19 protein-coding genes and 1 tRNA gene are annotated in these 20326 nt (G+C 65.3%); 16 read left to right on the forward strand and 4 right to left on the reverse strand.

Annotated features, from left to right (window positions below; all coding sequences use genetic code 11):
• Window positions 1–2: 2 nt before the first annotated feature.
• On the reverse strand, window positions 3–581 hold the full coding sequence (locus ACZ1I2_RS13155) for a TetR/AcrR family transcriptional regulator (protein ID WP_465176939.1): 579 nt from the start codon (window positions 579–581) through the stop codon (window positions 3–5).
• Window positions 582–663: 82 nt separating this feature from the next.
• Here ACZ1I2_RS13155 and ACZ1I2_RS13160 point away from each other — a divergent pair, with 82 nt between their 5' ends.
• The 6 genes from ACZ1I2_RS13160 to ACZ1I2_RS13185 all read left to right on the forward strand — a co-directional run bounded on the left by ACZ1I2_RS13160 (window position 664) and on the right by ACZ1I2_RS13185 (window position 9731).
• Entirely contained in the window at window positions 664–1116 is a 453-nt protein-coding gene (locus ACZ1I2_RS13160) for a MarR family winged helix-turn-helix transcriptional regulator (RefSeq protein ID WP_465173685.1), read from the forward strand.
• Window positions 1117–1187: 71 nt separating this feature from the next.
• Window positions 1188–3275, forward strand: coding sequence for a malate synthase G (locus ACZ1I2_RS13165; RefSeq protein ID WP_465176938.1), 2088 nt, complete (start codon window positions 1188–1190; stop codon window positions 3273–3275).
• Window positions 3276–3356: 81 nt separating this feature from the next.
• Complete coding sequence (locus ACZ1I2_RS13170; protein ID WP_465176937.1) at window positions 3357–4853, forward strand: flavin-containing monooxygenase; 1497 nt, start codon at window positions 3357–3359, stop codon at window positions 4851–4853.
• A 541-nt stretch (window positions 4854–5394) separates the two neighbouring features.
• On the forward strand, window positions 5395–6753 hold the full coding sequence (locus ACZ1I2_RS13175; protein ID WP_465176936.1) for an EAL domain-containing protein: 1359 nt from the start codon (window positions 5395–5397) through the stop codon (window positions 6751–6753).
• Window positions 6754–6815: 62 nt separating this feature from the next.
• Window positions 6816–9278, forward strand: coding sequence for an ATP-binding protein (locus ACZ1I2_RS13180; protein WP_465181458.1), 2463 nt, complete (start codon window positions 6816–6818; stop codon window positions 9276–9278).
• Window positions 9279–9341: 63 nt separating this feature from the next.
• The gene (locus tag ACZ1I2_RS13185) at window positions 9342–9731 is read left to right on the forward strand and encodes a response regulator (RefSeq protein WP_465173680.1); all 390 of its coding nucleotides are present in this window, start codon (window positions 9342–9344) and stop codon (window positions 9729–9731) included.
• 12 nt (window positions 9732–9743) lie between these two features.
• On the opposite strand, the gene ACZ1I2_RS13190 is transcribed toward ACZ1I2_RS13185, so the two are convergent.
• Window positions 9744–10586 (reverse strand): class I SAM-dependent methyltransferase, encoded by an 843-nt coding sequence (locus ACZ1I2_RS13190; protein WP_465173679.1) that lies wholly within the window; start codon window positions 10584–10586, stop codon window positions 9744–9746.
• Between the two features lie 44 nt (window positions 10587–10630).
• On the opposite strand from ACZ1I2_RS13190, the gene ACZ1I2_RS13195 reads away from it, so the two are divergent.
• From ACZ1I2_RS13195 to ACZ1I2_RS13215, 5 genes are all read left to right on the forward strand, one after another.
• Complete coding sequence (locus ACZ1I2_RS13195; RefSeq protein ID WP_465173678.1) at window positions 10631–11365, forward strand: double zinc ribbon domain-containing protein; 735 nt, start codon at window positions 10631–10633, stop codon at window positions 11363–11365.
• Window positions 11366–11396: 31 nt separating this feature from the next.
• A complete protein-coding gene (gene grxC, locus ACZ1I2_RS13200; protein ID WP_465173677.1) occupies window positions 11397–11654 on the forward strand; it encodes a glutaredoxin 3 in 258 nt (85 codons plus the stop codon).
• Complete coding sequence (locus ACZ1I2_RS13205; RefSeq protein WP_465173676.1) at window positions 11651–12475, forward strand: carbon-nitrogen hydrolase family protein; 825 nt, start codon at window positions 11651–11653, stop codon at window positions 12473–12475. Before grxC ends, ACZ1I2_RS13205 begins: the two co-directional genes overlap by 4 nt.
• Window positions 12472–12918 (forward strand): DUF1178 family protein, encoded by a 447-nt coding sequence (locus tag ACZ1I2_RS13210; protein WP_465176934.1) that lies wholly within the window; start codon window positions 12472–12474, stop codon window positions 12916–12918. Before ACZ1I2_RS13205 ends, ACZ1I2_RS13210 begins: the two co-directional genes overlap by 4 nt.
• A gap of 229 nt (window positions 12919–13147) precedes the next feature.
• Window positions 13148–13224: transfer RNA gene (locus ACZ1I2_RS13215), tRNA-Arg, on the forward strand.
• A 46-nt stretch (window positions 13225–13270) separates the two neighbouring features.
• Here the strand turns inward: ACZ1I2_RS13215 and ACZ1I2_RS13220 are convergent.
• The gene (locus ACZ1I2_RS13220; RefSeq protein WP_272627362.1) at window positions 13271–13543 is read right to left on the reverse strand and encodes an SWIB/MDM2 domain-containing protein; all 273 of its coding nucleotides are present in this window, start codon (window positions 13541–13543) and stop codon (window positions 13271–13273) included.
• Between the two features lie 246 nt (window positions 13544–13789).
• A complete protein-coding gene (locus ACZ1I2_RS13225) occupies window positions 13790–16402 on the reverse strand; it encodes a TonB-dependent receptor (protein ID WP_465176933.1) in 2613 nt (870 codons plus the stop codon).
• Between the two features lie 230 nt (window positions 16403–16632).
• On the opposite strand from ACZ1I2_RS13225, the gene folE reads away from it, so the two are divergent.
• The 5 genes from folE (at window position 16633) to ACZ1I2_RS13250 (ending at window position 20309) form a co-directional block, all read left to right on the forward strand.
• Window positions 16633–17253, forward strand: coding sequence for a GTP cyclohydrolase I FolE (gene folE / locus ACZ1I2_RS13230; protein ID WP_465173942.1), 621 nt, complete (start codon window positions 16633–16635; stop codon window positions 17251–17253).
• A gap of 6 nt (window positions 17254–17259) precedes the next feature.
• The gene (locus tag ACZ1I2_RS13235) at window positions 17260–18036 is read left to right on the forward strand and encodes an SDR family oxidoreductase (protein WP_465176932.1); all 777 of its coding nucleotides are present in this window, start codon (window positions 17260–17262) and stop codon (window positions 18034–18036) included.
• Complete coding sequence (locus ACZ1I2_RS13240) at window positions 18029–18406, forward strand: dihydroneopterin aldolase (protein ID WP_465173672.1); 378 nt, start codon at window positions 18029–18031, stop codon at window positions 18404–18406. Before ACZ1I2_RS13235 ends, ACZ1I2_RS13240 begins: the two co-directional genes overlap by 8 nt.
• 541 nt (window positions 18407–18947) lie before the next feature.
• Window positions 18948–19745 (forward strand): phytanoyl-CoA dioxygenase family protein, encoded by a 798-nt coding sequence (locus ACZ1I2_RS13245; RefSeq protein ID WP_465176931.1) that lies wholly within the window; start codon window positions 18948–18950, stop codon window positions 19743–19745.
• 72 nt (window positions 19746–19817) lie between these two features.
• Window positions 19818–20309 (forward strand): DUF3237 domain-containing protein, encoded by a 492-nt coding sequence (locus tag ACZ1I2_RS13250; protein WP_465176930.1) that lies wholly within the window; start codon window positions 19818–19820, stop codon window positions 20307–20309.
• The last annotated feature ends 17 nt before the right edge of the window (window positions 20310–20326 follow it).

Below are 20326 nucleotides of genomic sequence, written 5' to 3' on the forward strand. Positions count from 1 at the left end.
TATCAGCGCAGCAGGCTGTTCAGGGTAATCCGCTTGAGCCGTTTCAGCGGCTCCGCGTTGCGCTCGACCTTGGCGAGCAGGTTCGATCCCTGCAGCGCCGAGACCAGGAAAGCGGCGATGTCGTCGCAATCGAGATCGGCGCGAACTTCGCCCGCCGCCACCGCCGCCGCGAGGCAATAAGAGATCGCCTTTGCCACTTCGCCGAAATTCTCGACGAGATGGGGCCGGATGCTATCGTTGCCGCTGGTCTCGATGGCGAAATTGCCCATCATGCAGCCATTGCACCCGGTCTCGCCGGCGGCGCGCGCGATATTGGCATCGAGAAAGGCCTCGAAACGCTGGAGCGGCGGGAGCGCGTCATTGCGCAGCGTTTCGGCAATGAGCGTGAGCCCTTGCTGGAAATACATATCCAGCACTTCGAGCCCGAACGCCTCCTTCGAGACGAAATGATTGGTGAAGGAGCCCTGCGGCACGCCCGCCGCCTGGACGATATCGCGCACGCTGGCGCCGCCAAAGCCGCGCTCATGCACGACCCGGACACCAGCGGAGAGGATTTTGTCGCGGTTCGAGACCTTTGCCATGGCAATAATATGGACGCCCATAGTTTAGTGTCAAGTGTTACAACGGGGTGACGGCGCGGCTGGAGCGCGCTAGCGAAGGCGCATGCCAAGCCTGAAGCTCGATCAGTTCCTGCCGTATCGCCTGTCGATCGCGTCGAACCGCGTCTCTTCGGCGATCGCGACGGCCTATCAATCGCTGTTCGGACTGCGCATCCCCGAATGGCGGCTGATCGCGGTGATTGCCGAGAGCGACGGACTGACTCAACAGGCGCTCGGTGTGGCCACGCGGATGGACAAGGTAACGGTCAGCCGCGCCGCGATCGCCCTGGTCGACCGCGGGCTGGTGCAGCGGCGACCCAATCCCGACGACCAGAGATCGCACCTGTTGTCGCTGACCATGGCCGGGCAGGCGCTGTACGAGAGCGTCGCGCCCAAGGCGCTCGAACTCGAGGCGCGGGTTTTTGCGGGTTTTTCCACAGCGGAAATCGCCGCGTTCCGGGCGATGCTCGACCGGATCGAGGCATCGGCCGCGCCGCTCGATCCCGAACAGGCTTGATGACTGGCCCCGGCCTGTCCTAAGCGCGGGGCAGCTCTCCCCAGGCAGTCGCGACTTTTCCAGGAGGCCCAATGCCCGAAATGCTCGATCGTGCCGGTTTGTCCGTTGCTCCGCAGCTTGCGTCCTTCGTGGAGGAGCAGGTGCTGCCGCCGCTCGGCATCGACCCCGGCATCTGGTGGCAGGGTGTCGCCGAGATATTCGCGCTGTTCTCGCCCGAAAATGTCGCGCTGCTGGCGAAACGCGACGAGCTGCAGGAACGAATCGATTCGCGCTACGCAGCGGGTGGCGCGGCTGACGAAGCCTTTCTGCGCCAGATCGGCTATCTCGTGCCCGAGCCCGCGCCCTTCACCATCGGCACCATCAATGTCGACCCCGAGATCGCGACCATGGCAGGCCCCCAGCTGGTCGTTCCGGTGCTCAACGCCCGTTTCGTGCTGAATGCAGCCAATGCCCGCTGGGGCAGCCTGTACGACGCGCTTTACGGCACCGACGCGCTGCCCGGCATGGCGGTGCCCGGCGGGTATGATCCCGTGCGCGGCGCCCAGGTGATCGACTATGCCAAGGCCTTCCTCGACCAGGCCGTGCCACTGGCGGGCGAAAGCTGGACCGCATATCGCGGCGGCACACCCGATCTGGTGGATCCGGCGCAGCTGGTCGGTCGCAAGGGTGACTCGCTACTGCTCAGGCACAATGGCCTGCATATCGAGGTGGTGATCGACCGGACTTCCGTGATCGGTGGCGGGGATATCGGCGGTATCGCCGACGTCATCCTCGAATCGGCGATCACGACGATCGTCGATCTCGAGGATTCGATCGCGGCGGTCGATGCCGAGGACAAGGTTGCGGCCTATGCCAACTGGCTCGGGCTGATGCGCGGCGACCTGGTCGAGAGCTTCGACAAGGGCGGCAAGACGATCACGCGCAAGCTGAACGCTGACCGCACGTATGATTCGATTGAAGAGGGCTCACTCACCCTGCCGGGCCGCAGCCTGTTGTTCGTGCGTAATGTCGGTCATCTGATGACCACGCCCGCGGTGAGGCTGGCGGAAGGGAACGAGGCGCCGGAGGGTGTGCTCGATGCGATCATGACCGCGACGATCGCGCTCCACGACCTGCGCGGGCTGGGCCAGCACCGCAACAGCCGCACCGGCTCCTTCTATGTCGTGAAGCCCAAGATGCATGGGCCAGTGGAAGTCGGCTTCACCAACCGGCTGTTCGATGCGGTCGAGGACCTGCTCGACCTGGAGCGCCACACCATCAAGGTTGGGGTGATGGACGAGGAGCGCCGGACCTCGGCCAATCTCGCCGCCTGTATCGAAGCGGTGAAGGACCGCATCGTCTTCATCAACACCGGCTTCCTCGATCGCACCGGCGACGAGATGCACACAGCGATGCGCGCCGGGCCGATGATCCCCAAGGCCGAGATGAAGGCGAGCGACTGGATCAAGGCCTATGAGGACCGCAATGTCCGCATCGGCCTTGCGCATGGCTTTTCGGGCAGGGCGCAGATCGGCAAGGGCATGTGGGCAGCGCCGGATCGCATGGCCGACATGATGGAACAGAAGATCGGTCACCCGAAATCGGGCGCGAACACCGCCTGGGTGCCGAGCCCGACCGCGGCGACCTTGCACGCGATGCACTATCACCAGGTCGATGTGTTCGCGCGGCGCGAGGAGATCGCGCGCGAGGCCATTCCGGGCCTGACGCCGCTGCTGACCGTGCCGGTCGCCAAGGGGCGCAACTGGACACCGGACGAGGTGCGGGCCGAGCTCGACAATAATGCCCAGGGTATCCTCGGCTATGTCGTGCGCTGGATCGATCAGGGTGTGGGCTGCTCCAAGGTGCCCGACATCCACGATATCGGCCTGATGGAAGACCGCGCCACCTTGCGCATCTCTTCCCAGCACATGGCCAACTGGCTGCTCCACGGGGTCGCAACCCGGGCGGATATCGACGCGGCCTTTGCGCGCATGGCCGCCAAGGTCGACGTGCAGAATGCCGGCGACCCGCTGTACCGGCCGATGTCGGGGCATGAGGCGACCAGCCTGGCCTATCAGGCGGCGCGGGCGCTGGTGTTCGAAGGGCTGACTCAGCCCAATGGCTATACCGAGCCGCTGCTCCACGCCTATCGCGCGCGGGCCAAGGCGGAGGCCGCCTGACCCTTAAAAGCATTGCGGATCGAAACTGATCTTTGCGTCCCCGCGAAAAATCGAATATCGGGTATCGCGGGAGAGCGATATATGGGCCTTGAGCATTTCGACGTCGTGGTGGTCGGTGCCGGCATTTCCGGCATCGGTGCGGGCTATCATCTGCGGAAGCTGTGCCCCGATCGCAGCTATGTGATCCTCGAAGGCCGCGCGGCGATGGGCGGGACCTGGGACCTGTTCCGCTACCCCGGCATCCGCTCCGATTCCGACATGTACACGCTCGGCTATTCCTTCCGCCCCTGGACCGAGGCCAAGGCCATCGCCGATGGTCCGTCGATCCTGAAGTATGTCAACGACACCGCGCGCGACGCCGGAATCGACCGGCGCATCCGCTATCGCCACCATGTGAAGCAGGCCGCCTGGTCGACGCCGGACGCGCGCTGGACGGTCGAGGCCGAAGGGCCGGAGGGGCCCGTCCGGTTCACCTGCAATTTCCTCTTCATGTGCAGCGGCTATTATAATTACGCCCGCGGCCATACGCCCGACTTCCCCGATGCGGAGAGCTTCGCCGGACGCATCGTGCATCCGCAATTCTGGCCCGAGGATCTCGACTACACCGGCAAGAATGTCGTGGTGATCGGCAGTGGCGCGACTGCGGTGACCCTGGTGCCGGCGATGGCCGACAAGGCCGCGCATGTGACGATGCTGCAGCGATCACCGACCTATGTCGTGTCGCGCCCGGCCGAGGATGGTTTCGCCAACTGGCTGCGGCGCAAGCTGCCGGCGATGCTGGCTTACGACATCACGCGCTGGCGCAACGTGCTGTTCCAGATGCTGTTCTACAATCTCGCGCGGAAACGACCGGAAAAGACCAAGGCGCGCCTGCTCGACATGGTGCGCGCCGAGCTTGGCCCGGATTATGACGTCGCGACGCATTTCACCCCGCGCTACAATCCCTGGGACCAGCGCCTGTGCCTGGTGCCCGATGGCGACCTGTTCGCGTCCCTCAAGAAGGGTACGGCCTCGGTCGTCACCGACACGATCGAGCGCTTCACCCCTGCGGGCATCAGGCTGAGCTCCGGCGCGGAACTACCCGCCGATGTGATCGTCACCGCGACCGGGCTCGAGCTGCAATTGCTGAGCGACGTTGCCTTCAGCGTCGACGGTGCAGCCGTCGATCTGGCGCAGACGTTCAACTACAAGGGCATGATGTACAGCGACGTGCCGAACCTGGCCTCGTCCTTCGGCTATACCAATGCGTCCTGGACGCTGAAGGCCGATCTCACCTGCGCCTATGTCTGCCGGCTGCTCAATACGATGAAGAAGCGCGGGCTGCGCCAGGCGACGCCGCGGATCGGCGACGAGGTGCTGACGCCCGAGCCATTCCTCAGCTTCACCTCGGGCTATGTCACGCGGGCGATGGAGAAGTTTCCCAAGCAGGGCAGCAAGAAGCCCTGGAAGCTGTATCAGAACTACGCGAAGGACGTGGTCTCGCTTCGCTTCGGCTCAGTCGATGACGGCATGGAATTCTCCAATCCCGTGCCGCGTTCGCAACCGGCTGCGCCGGTACGCGAGCCCGTGACCGCCTGAGGCGCGTCCATCCAATATTCCGGCCCGTCCGGACGGAGAAATAACCGATCTGGACGCAAAGCCTACCGGATTTCCACGACACCCGTATCGGGATGGGAGCGGTATCGCCATCGTTGGCGATTCGTCATGTGCATTCTGGGAGGGGCAAAGTGGGATATCGACCCGACCTCCGACCAACCTTCGCTAAAGTCAGGCCGCTTCAGTCGGAGATCGGGTCGGGTGACTGGTTACCAGGGACGAATGCCCTCGCCGTAGATCAGCGCAATAATGAACTTAAGCACTTGCTTTCTCCCTTGTGCACTCAGGCGAGTGCATGGATTAATTAACGAAAAATTAAGGATAAGGCAATCGGATTTCCGGGGTTTTTGCGGTCCGCCGCGGCAGGTTTAAGAGTTCGTTTAGCCATCGGCGGCTATCGCTGACGGTCATGGGGCGCGGCTCACGTACATATATCCCGGTAAACGGGCCCAGGGCGCGGGGCGCGCGATTGCCCTTGTCCGTGGCGCTTCGCCATCGTGCCGACCGCGATGACGGCGCTACCATGGCATTTACCGAGCTGCCGTCCGCTGGCTTCGGGCATCTGGAGAACCATGAGCCGTCGATGCCGGAAGCCCTGGTGGCATCGTCGGATGAGAACGCCACCATCGCGCGACCCCGGCCAAAAGCCTGGCAGTTCCTTTGCCTCGCCGAGATCGCCAATTTCCCGGCGCTGCGCCGCCATCTCGGCCGCTACGACGCCGACCGCCTGCCGGTCGCCGTTCGCGAACGGATTGGCGCCAGTCTGGAGGGTGCCCGCGTCGAGGTGATCGGGCGCAATGTCGTCGAGATCCTCTTCGAAGGGGATTCGCTGACTGATCTTGCTGCGGCGCTTGGCTGTTTGACCGCCGATTTCGATCTGCCGCTCGACCTCGATGGAGAACAGCATCGGCTGGACATGCATTTCGGCGCCGCCGCGGCACCGCTCGACGGTGCCGAGGATGTGCGGCTCGCGGAAGAGGCCGAGAGCGCGCTCGAGCAGGCCCGGGGCGAGGCCCATGCCGTCATCCGCGATCTTTCCGCTGGCACGCCGGCCTTCGACCGGCTGACGCTGACGCGCGAGCTGCCGGCCGCGATCTGCAATGGCGAGATGTTCCTGCAATATCAGCCCAAGGTGCATGTCCGCCGCCAGGAGATCGCGAGCGCCGAGGCGCTGGTGCGCTGGCAGCATCCGACCCGCGGGCTGATCCTTCCGGGAGACTTCATCACCGTCGCCGAGGAAGCGCGCGAAATTGCCGCGCTGACGCTGTGGACGCTCGACCAGGTGATCGCCGACCAGCGGTTGCTCGCCGCCGACGGCAACGACCTGACCATCTTCCTCAACATCTCCGGCCAGCTGCTGGCCGATGTGCGGTTCGTGAAGCTGGCCTGCGCCAAGGTGCTCGAAAGCGGCGCACGGATCGGTTTCGAGATCACCGAGACGTCGGTCATTCGCGATCCGCAAAGCGCCATCTTCAACCTCAGGGCGTTTGCCGATGTCGGCATCACCATCGCGATCGACGATTATGGCGCCGGTCTGTCGTCGCTCGCCTATCTGAAACAGCTCCCGGCCAAGGAGCTGAAAATCGACAAGATGTTCGTGCTCCAGCTGACGAGCAGCAACCGCGACCCGCTGATCGTGCGCTCGACCATCGATCTCGCGCATGCGCTGGAGATGGAGGTGACCGCCGAGGGGGTCGAGACCCAGGCGGCGATGGCGCTGCTCAGCGTGATGGGCTGCGACATGGTGCAGGGCTATCTGATCAGCCGCCCCGTCTCGATCGAAGCGTTCCGCCAATATCTGCGCGACGACAAGGCGCACCTGCCCGAACGGCCGGGCCATGCGATGTTCCGGCGCCCGGCCAGTTTCTGGAAAAGCGCCTGAGCCATCGTCATCCCGCGCCTTAGCGCGTATTTAACATGTCCCGTCCACACAGGCGCTCGATCATGGGGCTCATTTTTCGTACCTTGATGGCCGCAGCGCTGCTTGCGCTGATGAGTCACGGCGTGCCCGTCACCGCGCAGGTGTCTGACGCGGGTTCCCGCTTCGACGCCATGGTAGCCGATGCCAAGGCAATGATGCTGGTCGATCCCGGCAAGACGATCGACAAGGCCAGGGCGGCCGAAGTCGCGGCGAGATCATTGCAGCACCGCCAGCGGACGGTCGCGATCGCGACCGCGCAATGGCTCCAGGGCGAGGCTTATCTCCGTCTCAACGACGTGGACCATGCGAAGCCCCTGATCGACCGCGCTTATGCCGCGGTCGCGGGCAGCGCGCCGACCAAGCTCACTGGCGACATCCTGCTGTCGCGGGGCGGCCTGCACACCGCCAAGGCTGATGTCGCGGCGGCGCTTGCCGATTATCAGGCAGCGCATGCCGTGTTCCGAGACCTTGGCGAAACGCGCAGCCGCGCGGTCGCGCTGCTGAGCATCGCGCTGCTCTATCAGGAAGCCAAGGACTATGAGAACGGCCTGCGCTATTCCAGCCAGGCGATCGAGGTCTATCATGGCGATCCGTCCCTGCTGCTGGCGATCTACAATAATCGCGGCGTGTGCCTGAAGGAGCTTGGCCGCTTCGCCGAGGCCGAGAAGCAATATAATGAGGCGCTGTCGCTCGCGCGGACGATGAAGAGCCCCGGCCGCGAGGTGCAGATCCTGCGGAACATCGCGCGCGCACAACTCGCCACCGACAATCTTGCCGCCGCGGATCGCACCATCGCCGATGTGTCGCGGGTTTCGCGGGCCGCCGGCATGCGGACCGACAGCCAGGACCTGGGGCTGGAGGCCCAAGCCGCGCTTCAGCATGGCGATCCCGCGCGGGCGGCGGCGCTGATCGAACGCAGCTTCGCGGGAGTCGACCTGCGCACGACCACGCTCGCGTTTCGCGAAGGACATCAGACCGCCTATACGCTGTTCAAGAGGACCGGCGACGAGACGCGGGCGCTGCTTCATCTCGAAGCGCTGAAACGTCTCGACGACCAGACGTCGACGCTCGCCGCGTCGACCAACACCGCGCTTGCCGCGGCCCGTTTCGATTTCGCCAATCAGGAACTCAAGATCACCCGGCTGCAGGCGGCGGAGGCGCAGCGCAAATATGAGGCCGAACAGGCCCGCGTGCAGACTCAGCGGATCATTTTCACCGGTGCCGCGCTGGCGACCGCCATCATCGTTTCGATGCTCGGCGTCGGTCTCTTCACCATCCGCCGCAGCCGCAACGAGGTGCGCGCGGCGAACATCGATCTCGCTGCGACCAACAGCGCGCTGGAAAAGGCGCTGGCGGCGAAAACCGAGTTCCTCGCGACCACCAGCCACGAGATCCGCACACCGCTCAACGGTATCCTCGGCATGACTCAGGTGATGCTGGCGGACGAGAAGCTCGGCGAGCCGATGCGCGACCGGATCGGGGTGGTGCACGGTGCGGGGCTCAGCATGCGCGCGCTGGTCGACGACATTCTCGACGTCGCCAAGATGGAAACCGGCAACATGACGATCGAGCGCGAGGCGTTCGACCTCAAGGACGCGCTGCGCGACGTGGCGTGCATGTGGGAGGAGCAGGCGCGGGGCCGCGGCATCGCGTTCGCGCTCGATCTCGCCGATTGTCCGGACAGGATCGACGGCGATGTCGGCCGGTTGCGCCAGATCATCTTCAACCTTCTGTCCAATGCGCTGAAGTTCACCGACAGCGGTGCGGTGAGCGTGCGGGCCTTTGCCGACGACCGGGACGGCGCGTCGAGACTGAAGGTCGAGGTGACCGATACCGGCATCGGCATCCCGAGCGACAAATATGAACTGATCTTCGAATCCTTCCGCCAGGTGGACGCGGGCACGGCGCGCAAATTTGGCGGCACCGGCCTGGGCCTCGCCATTTGCCGGAATCTTGCCCGGGCGATGGGCGGCGACGTGACGGTGCGCAGCGCGGTGGGCAGCGGCTCGAACTTTACCCTCGACCTGCCGCTGGTTCGCGCCGCCGCGGCGGAAGCGGCCGGGATGGGGGCCGACATCCGCGCGCTGGTGATCCTCGATCGCAACCCGATTTCGCGCAGCATGCTGCGTGCCGTGCTCGAGGCGCGATCCGGGAACATTGTTTTCGCGGGGACGGTCGATGAGGCGATCGGGCTTATCGTCGCGGGCAGCATTTCCCGGCTGCTGGTCGACGACGCGACTCTGAAGGCAAACGCCGATATGTCGGGCGCGATATCGGCGCTGGTCGCGGCGGCGCGCGATGCCGGTGTCGTCTCGGCGCTGCTCTGGCCAGCCCCGAGCGAGCAACAGAAAGCGGAATTCGCCACCGCGGGATTCGATATCGTGATCGCCAAGCCGATCTCTGGCGCGGCGTTGGCCGAAACGCTCTTCCCTGCGGGTAAAAGCGACGGCGACAACGTCAGCCATCTTGTAACGCGTGCGGCATGATCAGATAGAGACATCCATTATGGTTCTATTTTTCCAGTCGGCCAGCGCCGCGGCCTCCAAGCCATGAACATCCTCTTCATTGAGGATGATCCGATGAATCGTCGGGTTGTGAAGGACATGCTCGATGTGGCCGGTGCGTCGATGGTCGGTGCGGAAAGCGGAGAGATCGGTCTTCAACTCATCGACGAGCAGGATTTCGACATTGTCCTGGTCGACCTTCGAATGCCCGGAATGGATGGATTCGAGGCAATCAGGCACATCCGCGGCCGCACCGATGCCAAGGCAAGGCTGCCGATCATCGTCGTGACTGCTGATACCGCGATCGATCTTCGCCAACGCTGCCTGAGCGGGGGCGCCGACGAAGTGTTGTTCAAACCCGTTGCAATGGATTCGCTGTTCGACGCGATTGGCCGCATGCTCGCCCGGGGTTCGGGTGACGCCGTGATCGGCTAGCGAGCCGTTGCCCTAGGCGGGCGGCATGCGCTTGAGCGCTTCCGCCAGCGAGGCCGTCGCGCTGCCGCGTCGGGCCGGCTGAGGTTGGGACGGGGCGGGGGCCCAGCCCGTGAGAAAGACGATCTCGAAACGCTCAGCCACGCGCCCGTCCGGGTCAGCCAGTGCCGCAAAGGCATCGGCCGCGCGGGCGAGCGTATCGCGGCGAAGCGGCGTGCGACCGACCAGCAGGTTCGTCGCCGCCATGCCGCGCAGGTCCGCCAACAGTCCGGCGAGCCCGGCGTAACGGACGGTCAGCGATTCCACATCCGCGACGGGCAGCGCGAATCCAGCCCGAACGAGCAGGTCGCCGGCCGACCGAACGTCGATCTGCGGGTGGATGCGGGCGGCAGGGCGGTCACGTTCGGCCTCGCGCAGGGCAGCGCGCAGGGTCGACAGGCTGCCCGCGCCAGTGAAGGCGGCGACGAACAGGCCGTCGGGCCTCAGCGCGCGCCGGATCAGGCTCAGCGCGCCCGGCAGGTCGTTGACGCTGTCGAGCACGCCGGCGGAGACGACCAGGTCGAACGAGCCATCCGCGAAAGGCAGCCGATCCTCATCGGCCTGAACCCCCGAGGCCGAGCGCGCAAAGGCCAGGCCAGCGTCGCAGCGGACGATGCGCGTACCCGGCGGAGGCAGGAACGCACCGTCGAAGCAGCCGAGATCGAGCACGTCCCCGAAGGCGCGCACGACGGCGCCGAGCCGCTCCTGGATACCGTCGAGCATCGCCGCCCGCAGAAAATCATGCCCGGCAAACCCGTCGGCGGCGCGGTCGCGGCGGATGCGCCGGGCGGTACGGTCAAAGATATCGGGGACGCTCACCGCCCGGGCTTGTGCCGCCGGACGGGCGGCGCGACAAGAGGGACGTGAAGCGGCTCCTCGCTCCCCTTCGTGTCGCCGCCGATCTCGCGCTGCCGCCGCGATGCCCCGGTTGCGGCGCGGTGACCGGGGAGGACCATCGCTTCTGCGCTGCCTGCTGGGGTGAATTGCGCTTCCTCGGCCCGCCCTGGTGCGCTGCGTGTCATGCGCCCTTCTCCTATGATCGCGGATCCGGGGCGCTTTGCGGCGCGTGCCATGAGCGGCCGCCGCGCCATGCCGGCGTGCGCGCGGCGGTCGCTTATGGCGATGTCGCCCGCACCGTCGCGCTGCGCCTCAAATATGGCGGGCGCACTGCCTTTGCCGAGACGGTGGCGCGGCAAATGGCCCGACTGATGCCGGACGGTGCCGATCTGCTCGTGCCGGTTCCGTTGCATCGCTGGCGGATCTGGTCGCGCGGGTTCAACCAGGCAGCGCTGATCGCGCGCGCGCTGACTCGCGCCACCGGCGTGGCGAACGACCCGATGCTGCTGCGCCGGGCGCGTGCCACCCCGCCGCTCCGTGGAATGGGCGCACGGGGCAGGGCAAAGGCGGTCGCGGGCGCCTTTCGCGTTCAGCCGGGGGCGAAGCAGCTGCTGAAGGGCAAGGCGGTGGTGCTGATCGACGACATCCATACCAGCGGCGCGACCAGTGACGCCTGCACGCGCGTTCTCCTGCAAGCGGGCGCAGCCAGCGTGACCATATTGTGCTGGGCGCGGGTGCTCGATCCGGCAGCGGACGATTGACAAGCGGCGGGGTCGCCCACATTTCAGAATCATGGCAAAGATCGAAATCTACACCAAGGCCTTCTGCCCCTATTGTACGCGGGCGATGCGGTTGCTCGACAGCAAGGGTGTGGAGGTCGAGGAATTCGACATCACCATGGGCGGGCCGAAACGCGCCGAGATGCTGCAGCGCGCGAACGGCCGCAGCACCGTCCCGCAGATTTTCATCGACGGGCGGCATGTCGGCGGATCGGACGATCTGGCGGCGCTGGAACGCGAGGGCAAGCTCGACGCCTTGCTTGCGGCATGAGGATCGCGCTGCTGCAGATGACGACGGGGATCGACCCGGTCGCCAATGCCAATAGCCTCACCCAGGCGGTTGCCGATGCGGCAAAGGGTGGCGCGGCGATGCTCTTCACACCCGAAATGTCCGGCCTGCTCGACAGCAATCGCGCGCGGGCCGCGGCCAATCTCCATCCCGAAGCTGAGGATCCCGTCCTGTCGGCGGTACGCAAGGCAGCATCTGAGCACGGCATCTGGGTTCATCTCGGCTCGCTCGCGGTGCGCGGCGACGACGGCAAGCTGGCGAACCGCGCCTATGTGATCGACCCCGAGGGCAAGATCCGGGCGCGCTACGACAAGCTTCATCTGTTCGACGTCGATCTGCCGACCGGCGAGAGCTGGCGCGAATCCGCTTCCTATACGCCGGGCAGCGGCGCCGTGGTGGTCGATACGCCGGTCGGGCAGGTCGGACTGGCGATCTGCTACGACATGCGCTTCCCCGACCTGTTCCGGGCGCTGAGCGATGCCGGCGCGACCATATTGGCGGTGCCGGCGGCGTTCACGCGGCCGACGGGTGCTGCGCACTGGCATATATTGTTGCGGGCCCGGGCGATCGAGGCAGCGGCCTTTGTCGTCGCCGCGGCGCAGACTGGCGTGCACGAGGACGGTCGCGCGACCTATGGCCATTCGCTGGTGATCGATCCCTGGGGCGAAGTGCTGCTCGACATGGGCGAGGACGCCGGCCTCGGGTTCGCCGAGATCGATCCGGCGCGCACCGCCGATGCCCGCGCGCGCATCCCGGTGCTGGCGCATCGCCGCGCGATCCCGGCGGTCGAGATCGCGCCATGATCGTCTTCGACCTGCGCTGTTCGCGTGAGCATGTGTTCGAGGCATGGTTCGGCTCGAGCGGGGCGTTCGAGGACCAGCGCGCGCGAGGGCTGTTGTCCTGCCCGCTATGCGGCGACGGCGACGTGGGCAAGGCGGTGATGGCGCCGAACATCCCGGCCAAGGGCAACCGGCAAAACGCGCCCGTCCAGAACGAGACGCCGTCGCCCGATGTGATGAAGGCAGCGATCCGCGCGCTGGCCGAGGCGCAGGCCAGGGCGCTGGAAAAGTCCGAATGGGTGGGCAGGGCCTTTGCCGACCGTGCCCGCGCGATGCATGCCGGCGAGACCGATCATGCGCCAATCCATGGCGAGGCGACGGTGGGGGAGGCGAAGGCGCTGGCGGATGAAGGCGTGGCGATCGCGCCGCTGCCGTTCCCAGTGGTACCGCCCGAGGCGATCAACTGAGGCACCAGCCCGCGCGAATGACCGTGAATTCAGTCGATCCGGAGAGGCGCTGGAGTAAAGCGCGGTTTCATGACCGCACATCAATTCCGTCTGAGAGCTGTAGCGACAGGAACGCCTGGTCCGTCCGTGCTGGTCCGGGGCAGCTTTCCCCGAGCTCTTTGTTCCGGGCCGGTTTCCGTTGCGTTGTCGATTGACCGGAGAGTTGGGGAAATCTAGGGCTTTGGGCGCTGCCCCCGTAGCTCAGCAGGATAGAGCGACGGTTTCCTAAACCGCAGGCCGGTGGTTCGAGTCCACTCGGGGGCACCAGCACCGCTTGCGCAGGCGATGCCACCCGGAGTGGCCCGTTGAGCGCTTACGCCTTGACGTGCTGCGCGATGTACTTGTTCATTTCGAACATCGTGACCTTGTCACGACCGAACACCTTCTTCAGCTTGTCGTCAGCGAGGATCTCCCGCTTGTTCGCCGGGTTCTGCAGGTTGTTGGACTTGATATAGTCCCACACCTTGCTGATGACCTGGCTGCGCGGCAGCTTGTCGTTGCCGACGATCGCGCCCAGCTCGGGGGACGGCTGCACCGGCGCATGGATGCCGCCGGTTTTCGGAGCTGCCGTGGGTTCTTTCGCCATAAATTGTCCTTCCTGATGTGTCGTTCATGTCGACATCGGTTTCACGCCTGCTTCAGCGTGCGTCGCTTGTGCGCCGCCTTTTTGGGATTGTCACGCCTTACAGTGCCGGATTCCCCTTCGTAGCGGCTGATATCGGCCGGTTTTCGACAGGGATGCGACGACCCGCGCCGTTTTGGGATCGGGGACAAGGAAAAACCCCCTCTTCCGCGAGGAAGAGGGGGCCGATTCCCTGGCGTGCGCCTGTGGTCAGAAGCTCTTGCGGAGCGTCGCGCCATAGGTGCGGGGCTGGTTGGGATAGCCGCTATAGCTGCCGTCCTGCGCGACCGTCGGGAAGGTCGAGATCAGGAAGTTGTTCTTGGTCAGGTTGCGGACCCAGAACATCAGCTCGAGCTTGTTGGCCTTGCTCTCGATGCCGAGGCTGGCGTTGACGTTTTGCTGGCCATAGGTCGACAGGTTCGGCGGCGTCGTCTCGGTGAGCTGGAACTTGCTCATATAATCGAACTCGCCGCGGATATAGGCGCTGATGTCGCCCGTGAAGTCGTGCGACAGGGTGGCCGAGGTCGAGAAGCTCCAGGTCGGGATGCCGGCCGGCTTCTCCCCGGACAGGTTGCGGAACGACGGACGAAGGCCCGTTGCCGGATTGACCGGGCAGCGCACCGTATCATAGTTCACGCAGGCCGCGCCGGTGAAGGAATCATATTTCGGGTCGAGATAGGTGACCGCGCCGGTAAGGGCGAGGGCGGGGACGGGATTGTAGGCCGCGTCCACTTCGAAGCCGCGCACCGATTCCTTGCCGGCGTTGACCAGGCTGTAGCCGAGACCGGTAAAGGCGTTGGACTGGAAGCCCTTGATCTCCTGCTTGAACACCGCGAGGTTGAAATAGCCGCCGCGGAACTTTGCCTTGGCGCCCGCTTCATAGACGGTGACTTCCTCCGGCGCGGCCGAGCGGCCCACGCCGTTCAGCGGCGGGCGGCTGTCCGACGACAGGTTGATCGCGCTCGCCTTCCAGCCCGTCGAATAGCTCGCATAGACGTTCACGAAATCGAGGTCATAGGCGATCCGGGCGGCATAAGTGACCTTGTCGCCGGTGAAGATGCCCGATTCATTGGCGTTCGGATAATTGACCGGGCCATGGTTCGGCGTGTTGGCGTAGAAGAATTGCAGCGCGTTGAGCGCGAACGGATTGGTACCGGCCGGGGACGCCGGGCAAGGCGCGGAGCCTGGCCCGGGCAGTGACGGGCCGAGGCTGCCGCTGAACAGGTTGACCGGCACGCGTCCGCCGGTCGATGCCGGGTTGAATCCTTTCTGCAGGAGGCACCCCGAGATCGAGGTCGGAAGCGCGGCGAAGGGAATGAACGCGAACGCGGCCTGGTTCGACAGGTCCAGCGCCGAGAATTTGTCGTTCATCACGACGTTGGAGACCACGGCCTTGCGATCGTTGAGATAGGCGAGGCCGCCGGTAATGGTCAGTCGATCGGTAACCTTGAAATCCGCCTGGCCGAACAGCGAATAGGAACGCTGTTTCATTTTGTAGTTGTCGGAAAGGCCCTGGCCGGCGCCGAAATAGGTGCTGCCGGGGACAATCCCCGGCGTGCCGACAGCGGCCTGGAGCGATTCCAGCGCGAACAACAGTCCCTGTGGTCCGCCGGACAGCGCGTTCACGAACGCGCGGGTATCCTTGCCGAAGCGGATGTCGCGGCCCGTGTCGAGCTTTTCATCCTGGTAGAAGCCACCGATCAGCCAGCTGAGCGGACCGTCGCCGGTCGATGCGAGGCGGAGTTCCTGCGTGAAAGTCTTGGCCTCGTTGGCGGTCCGGTTCCTCGAGATGGCCGCGCCGGTGAAATCGATGTCCTGGTCGGACTGGTTGACCTGGTTGCGATAGGCCGTGATCGAGGTCAGCTTCGCGAAGCCGACATTCCAGTCGACCTGGCCCGAAACGCCCTTGCCGACGATGCGGTTATAGGGGTCCTCGTTGAAGATGACGTTGCGGTCGAAGATCTTGGTCGTGTCGGAAACCGCAAAGCCCAGGGATTTGATCGCCAGCGTGGCGGGGCCGTTGAAGATCGAGGTGACGCCGCAGCAGATCTCCTTGATCATGTTATAGTCGCCGATGACGCGGATCGAGAAGTCCGACGACGGCTCGAACAGGATATCGCCGCGGACCGACCAGCGATGACGATCATTGACGCCGGTGCCGGTCGTCAGGTTCTTGAAATAGCCGTCGCGCTCATTGAGGCTGCCGGACACGCGAAAGGCGAGGCTGTCGGTCAGCGGGCCGGTGAGCGTCGCCTTGGTCTGCATCTGGCTGTAATTGCCGACGGTGACCTCTGCCTTGCCGCCCCAGTCGAACGACGGGCGTTTGGTGACGATGCTGATCGCGCCAGCCGACACGTTCTTGCCGAACAGGGTCGATTGCGGACCGCGCAGCACCTCGACACGCTCGATCTCGGGAAGATCGTCCAGCGCCGACGCCGATCGCGAGCGATAGACGCCGTCGATGAAGACGCCGACCGAGCTTTCGATACCGTCATTGCCATTGCCGTTGCCGAAGCCGCGGATGATGAAGTTGGTCTGGCCGGCGGCGTTGAACTGCGCGACCTTGAGCGAGGGCACGACCGACTGGAGATCGATCAGGTCGCGGATCTGTGCCTTTTCGATCGTCGCGGCGCCGGTGACGGACACCGAGATCGGCACGTCCTGCAGCGTCTGTTCGCGCTTGGTGGCGGTAACGATGATGTCGTCGCTGTCGTTGAGGACGGCCTCGTCCTGGGCAGCCGGTACGGGAGTCTCTTGCGCCAGCGCTGGCGTGGCGTAGAGCAGCGCGATAGCCGACGCTGCGAGCAGTTCGAATTTCTTCATGGATGATCCCCTCTTGGCCAGCCCGTCGGTTCTATGCCAACTGAGCGTCGTTCGTATTCTCGGTATGCGAATTCTGCGTCCACCTGAATCAGCCGTCAATGCCGGAATCGTAGGAAAACAGCGGGGTTGCGCAGTTGTTGCCCAAATGAGACAGTTTCGAAATCGAACTGAACTGGCTCAAAGCAAGGTTGCCGTAACGTCAGGTTCGAATAAGGCGTAATGAAATGAGTATGGAACATCGTCCGGGCGGACCCGAAAATGGCGATCTCGTCGCCGAAACGCCCAAAATCCCGGTCCCGGACGAAGTAGCCGAGGCCGTCCGGACCCTGATCCGCTGGTCCGGGGACGATCCGGCGCGCGAAGGATTGCTCGATACGCCGCAGCGCGTCGCGCGCGCGTGGAAGGAATATTGCTCGGGTTATCGCGATGATCCCGCGCATCATCTGTCGCGCGTCTTCGAGGAAGTCGGCGGGTACGACGAGATCGTGCTGCTCAAGGACATCCCGTTCCAGTCGCATTGCGAGCATCACATGGCGCCGATCATCGGCAAGGCGCACATCGCGTACCTGCCGGGCAATTATGTCGTCGGTATCTCCAAGCTCGCCCGCGTGCTGCATGCCTTTGCCCGCCGCCTGCAGGTGCAGGAACGGCTGACCGCCGAGGTGGCGGACTGCATCTGGGAGAATCTGAAGCCGGTCGGCGTCGCGGTGGTGATCGAGGCGAGCCATGCCTGCATGACCGCGCGGGGCGTGCGCACGCCCGGTGTCTCGATGGTGACGAGCCGGATGATGGGCGTCTTCCGCGAGGACGATCGCAGCCGCAAGGAAGTGCTCGCGCTGATGGGTTATTGAGTCGCCGTGAAGGAGGCCGACCGCACCATATTGGTTACCGGCGCGCCGCGGCGGATCGGCGCGGCGATCGCGCAGCATCTGGCGGGGCAGGGATGGCGGGTCGCGATCCACCATCATCATTCGCCCGAGGCGGCGGAGGCGCTCGCCGCCGAACTGCCCGGAGCGTGCGTGCTGACCGGCGATCTCGCCTTGCCGGAGACGCCCGCCCATCTGGTGAAGCAGGCGCGCGCCGCCTTTGACGGGCCGCTGACGGCGTTGGTCAACAACGCCTCGCTGTTCGCCTATGACCGGCCGCCGCTCGCCGAGCCCGGGATGCTGCGCGATCATCTCGCGGTGAACCTCGACGCGCCGGCGCTGCTCGCCTCGGCGCTCGCGGCGCAGGAGGATCTCGCGGCGGGCGCGGTGGTCAATATCCTCGACCAGAAGATCGCCAATCTGAACCCGGATTTCTTCTCGTACAGTTGCGGCAAGATCGCGCTGGCGGGCGCGACCGTGATGCTTGCCCAGGCATTGGGGCCGCGCGTCCGGGTCAACGCCGTGTCGCCGGGGCTGTCGCTGCCGAGCCTCGACCAGAGCGACGCGGAATTCCGCGCGGTGGCATCGGAGAATCTGCTGCGACGCCCGGTCGAGGTGACAGCGATCGCCGAAGCGGTCGATTTCCTGCTGACGGCACGGGGCATCACCGGGCAGAACCTGTTCGTGGACAATGGCCAGCATTTCCTGCCGCGCGACAGCGACGTGATGTTCGAGACGCGCCGGGGAAACAGGCACGCACATGGCTGAGGGCGTGCGCTTCGCCACGATCCTGGAGGGGCTCGAACTGGTCATGGGCCTGGGGATCCATGCCGAGGAACTGGCCGGGCCGCAGCGGGTGATCGTCAACGTACGGATGGAAGTCGACTATCCCGCGCCGCCGTCCGACGACCGGATCGAGGAAGTGCTCGATTACGACTTCATCCGCGACGACATCCGGGCGCTGGTCGCCGGGCGGCATTTCCACCTGCAGGAGACCTTGTGCGAGGCGATCGCGGGCCTGTGCCTCAAGGATCGCCGTGTCGCGCTGGTGACGGTGCGATCGATGAAGCCCGATATCTACCCGGATGCGGCGGTCGGCTGCGAAATCATGCGCGGCAGGAGTGCAGCCTCCCAGTAACGCGCATGACGCGGTGTTGGAGACCGTAGCGACCCGCACCAAACCGCCAAGCATTCGCCGATTTTCGCGACCCACCTGCGAGAGGGGCGAATCGGAGCGATTCTTGCCAGCTGCGCCGCGATTATTGAAGATCTCTACCACAGGTCTAACCCATTACCAGGCGACGGCGGCCGTAACCGTCGATCTCAATTGCGTGTTTTCTACACGAGTTTTTGAATATTTCAGCGAGGGGTATCGGATTCTCTACCGGCTTTACTTGGACTGACATGACACGCTCCTCCTGCTCATCCCGGTTCAACCGCGGGCTGCGACAGTTCAGCAGGGAATGGGGCCAGATTGAATCAGCTCGGGCGCGCGCGCCGGATCGTGCTTTCCCGTTCGCCCTCCGCCGGTATAGAATGGCGGCATCATGACGATCTTCGCTCTCTCCTTCGCGGCCGCGTTTCCGCTGGCCTGACCGGCCAGCCGAACCCGATCCCGTCGCCTTGATCGAGGCTCCGCGCGGAGGCGCGGGGCGCGGTCGCTTATTCGAGAGTTTCCCATGACCCATGATCCCGCGCGCTCGCTGAGCGCGGACAGCATCCACGCCTTCATCGCTGACGGCGTCGTCCGCATCGATCACGCCTTTCCGCGTGGCCTGGCTGACGAAGCGCGTGCCATTTTGTGGCGTGACACCGGCTGCGATCCGGACCACCCGACGAGCTGGACCAGGCCAGTGATCAGGCTCGGCCATTATGGCCAGCGGCCGTTTCGCGAGGCCGCCAACACGCCCGTCCTGCACCGCGCGTTCGACCAGCTTGTCGGCCCGGGCCGCTGGCTGGCGCCGCGCGCACTCGGCACCTTCCCGGTGCGTTTCCCGTCGCCGGACGATCCGGGGGACGCGGGCTGGCATGTGGACGTGAGCTTCGGGACCGAGCATCCCGATTTCCTCGACTGGCGTGCCAATGTGGAGAGCCGGGGGCGGGCGCTGCTGATGCTCTTCCTGTTCTCCGATGTCGGCGAGGACGATGCGCCGACGCGACTCCGGCTGGGGTCGCACCGCGACATCGCCCGGCAACTGGCGCCGGCGGGCGAGGCGGGGCTGACCTTGCGGGAACTGGCGGCGGACGGCTTTGCCGGATCGGCCGGCCGGCCCGAGGCGCTGGCGACGGGCGAGGCGGGGACGGTGTATCTGTGCCACCCGTTCCTGGTTCATGCGGCGCAGCCGCATCGTGGGACGATCCCGCGCTTCATGGCGCAACCGCCGCTGCTTCCGGCCGAACCCCTGTCGCTGCGGCGGGCGGATGGGGGGTATAGTCCGGTCGAGGCGGCGATCCGGGAAGCGCTTTCCGACGGTTGACGGCTTGAAGGAGCGGCCGCCGGCTGCCTATGCGTGTCGGATACCAACGGCGGCCCAAAGGATGATGCGGACATGACTCAGCCAGGCGACGATCTTCCCGAGACCCTGCGATCGGTGCGGACCCGGCCGCTGTTCGTACTGCGCCTCGATGTGAGCGCGATGCATGCCGTCGGCGGTCCGGAAGGGTCACCGCGGCGTGTCGCGATCGTGCCCGGCGGGAGGTTCGAGGGCGATCGGCTCTCCGGCACCGTGCTGGACGGCGGCAGCGACTGGCAGATCCTGCGCGGCGACGGGGCGGCCACGCTCGATGTGCGTCTCGTCCTCCAGACCGGGGACGGCGCGCTGATCGGCATGATCTATACCGGCCTGCGCCACGGCCCGGCCGAGGTCATGGACCGGATGGCGCGGGGCGAGGCGGTCGACCCGGCCAGCTATTATTTCCGGTCGAGCGCGAGCTTCACCACGTCGGATGCGCGCTACGAATGGCTCAACCGGATCATCGCGATCGGCATCGGCCACCGGATCGCGACGGGGCCGGTCTATAGTCTGTTCGAGGTGCTTTGAGCGCGAAAGACGCGGGC

This window comes from Sphingomonas sp. BL-S-29, assembly GCF_055521495.1.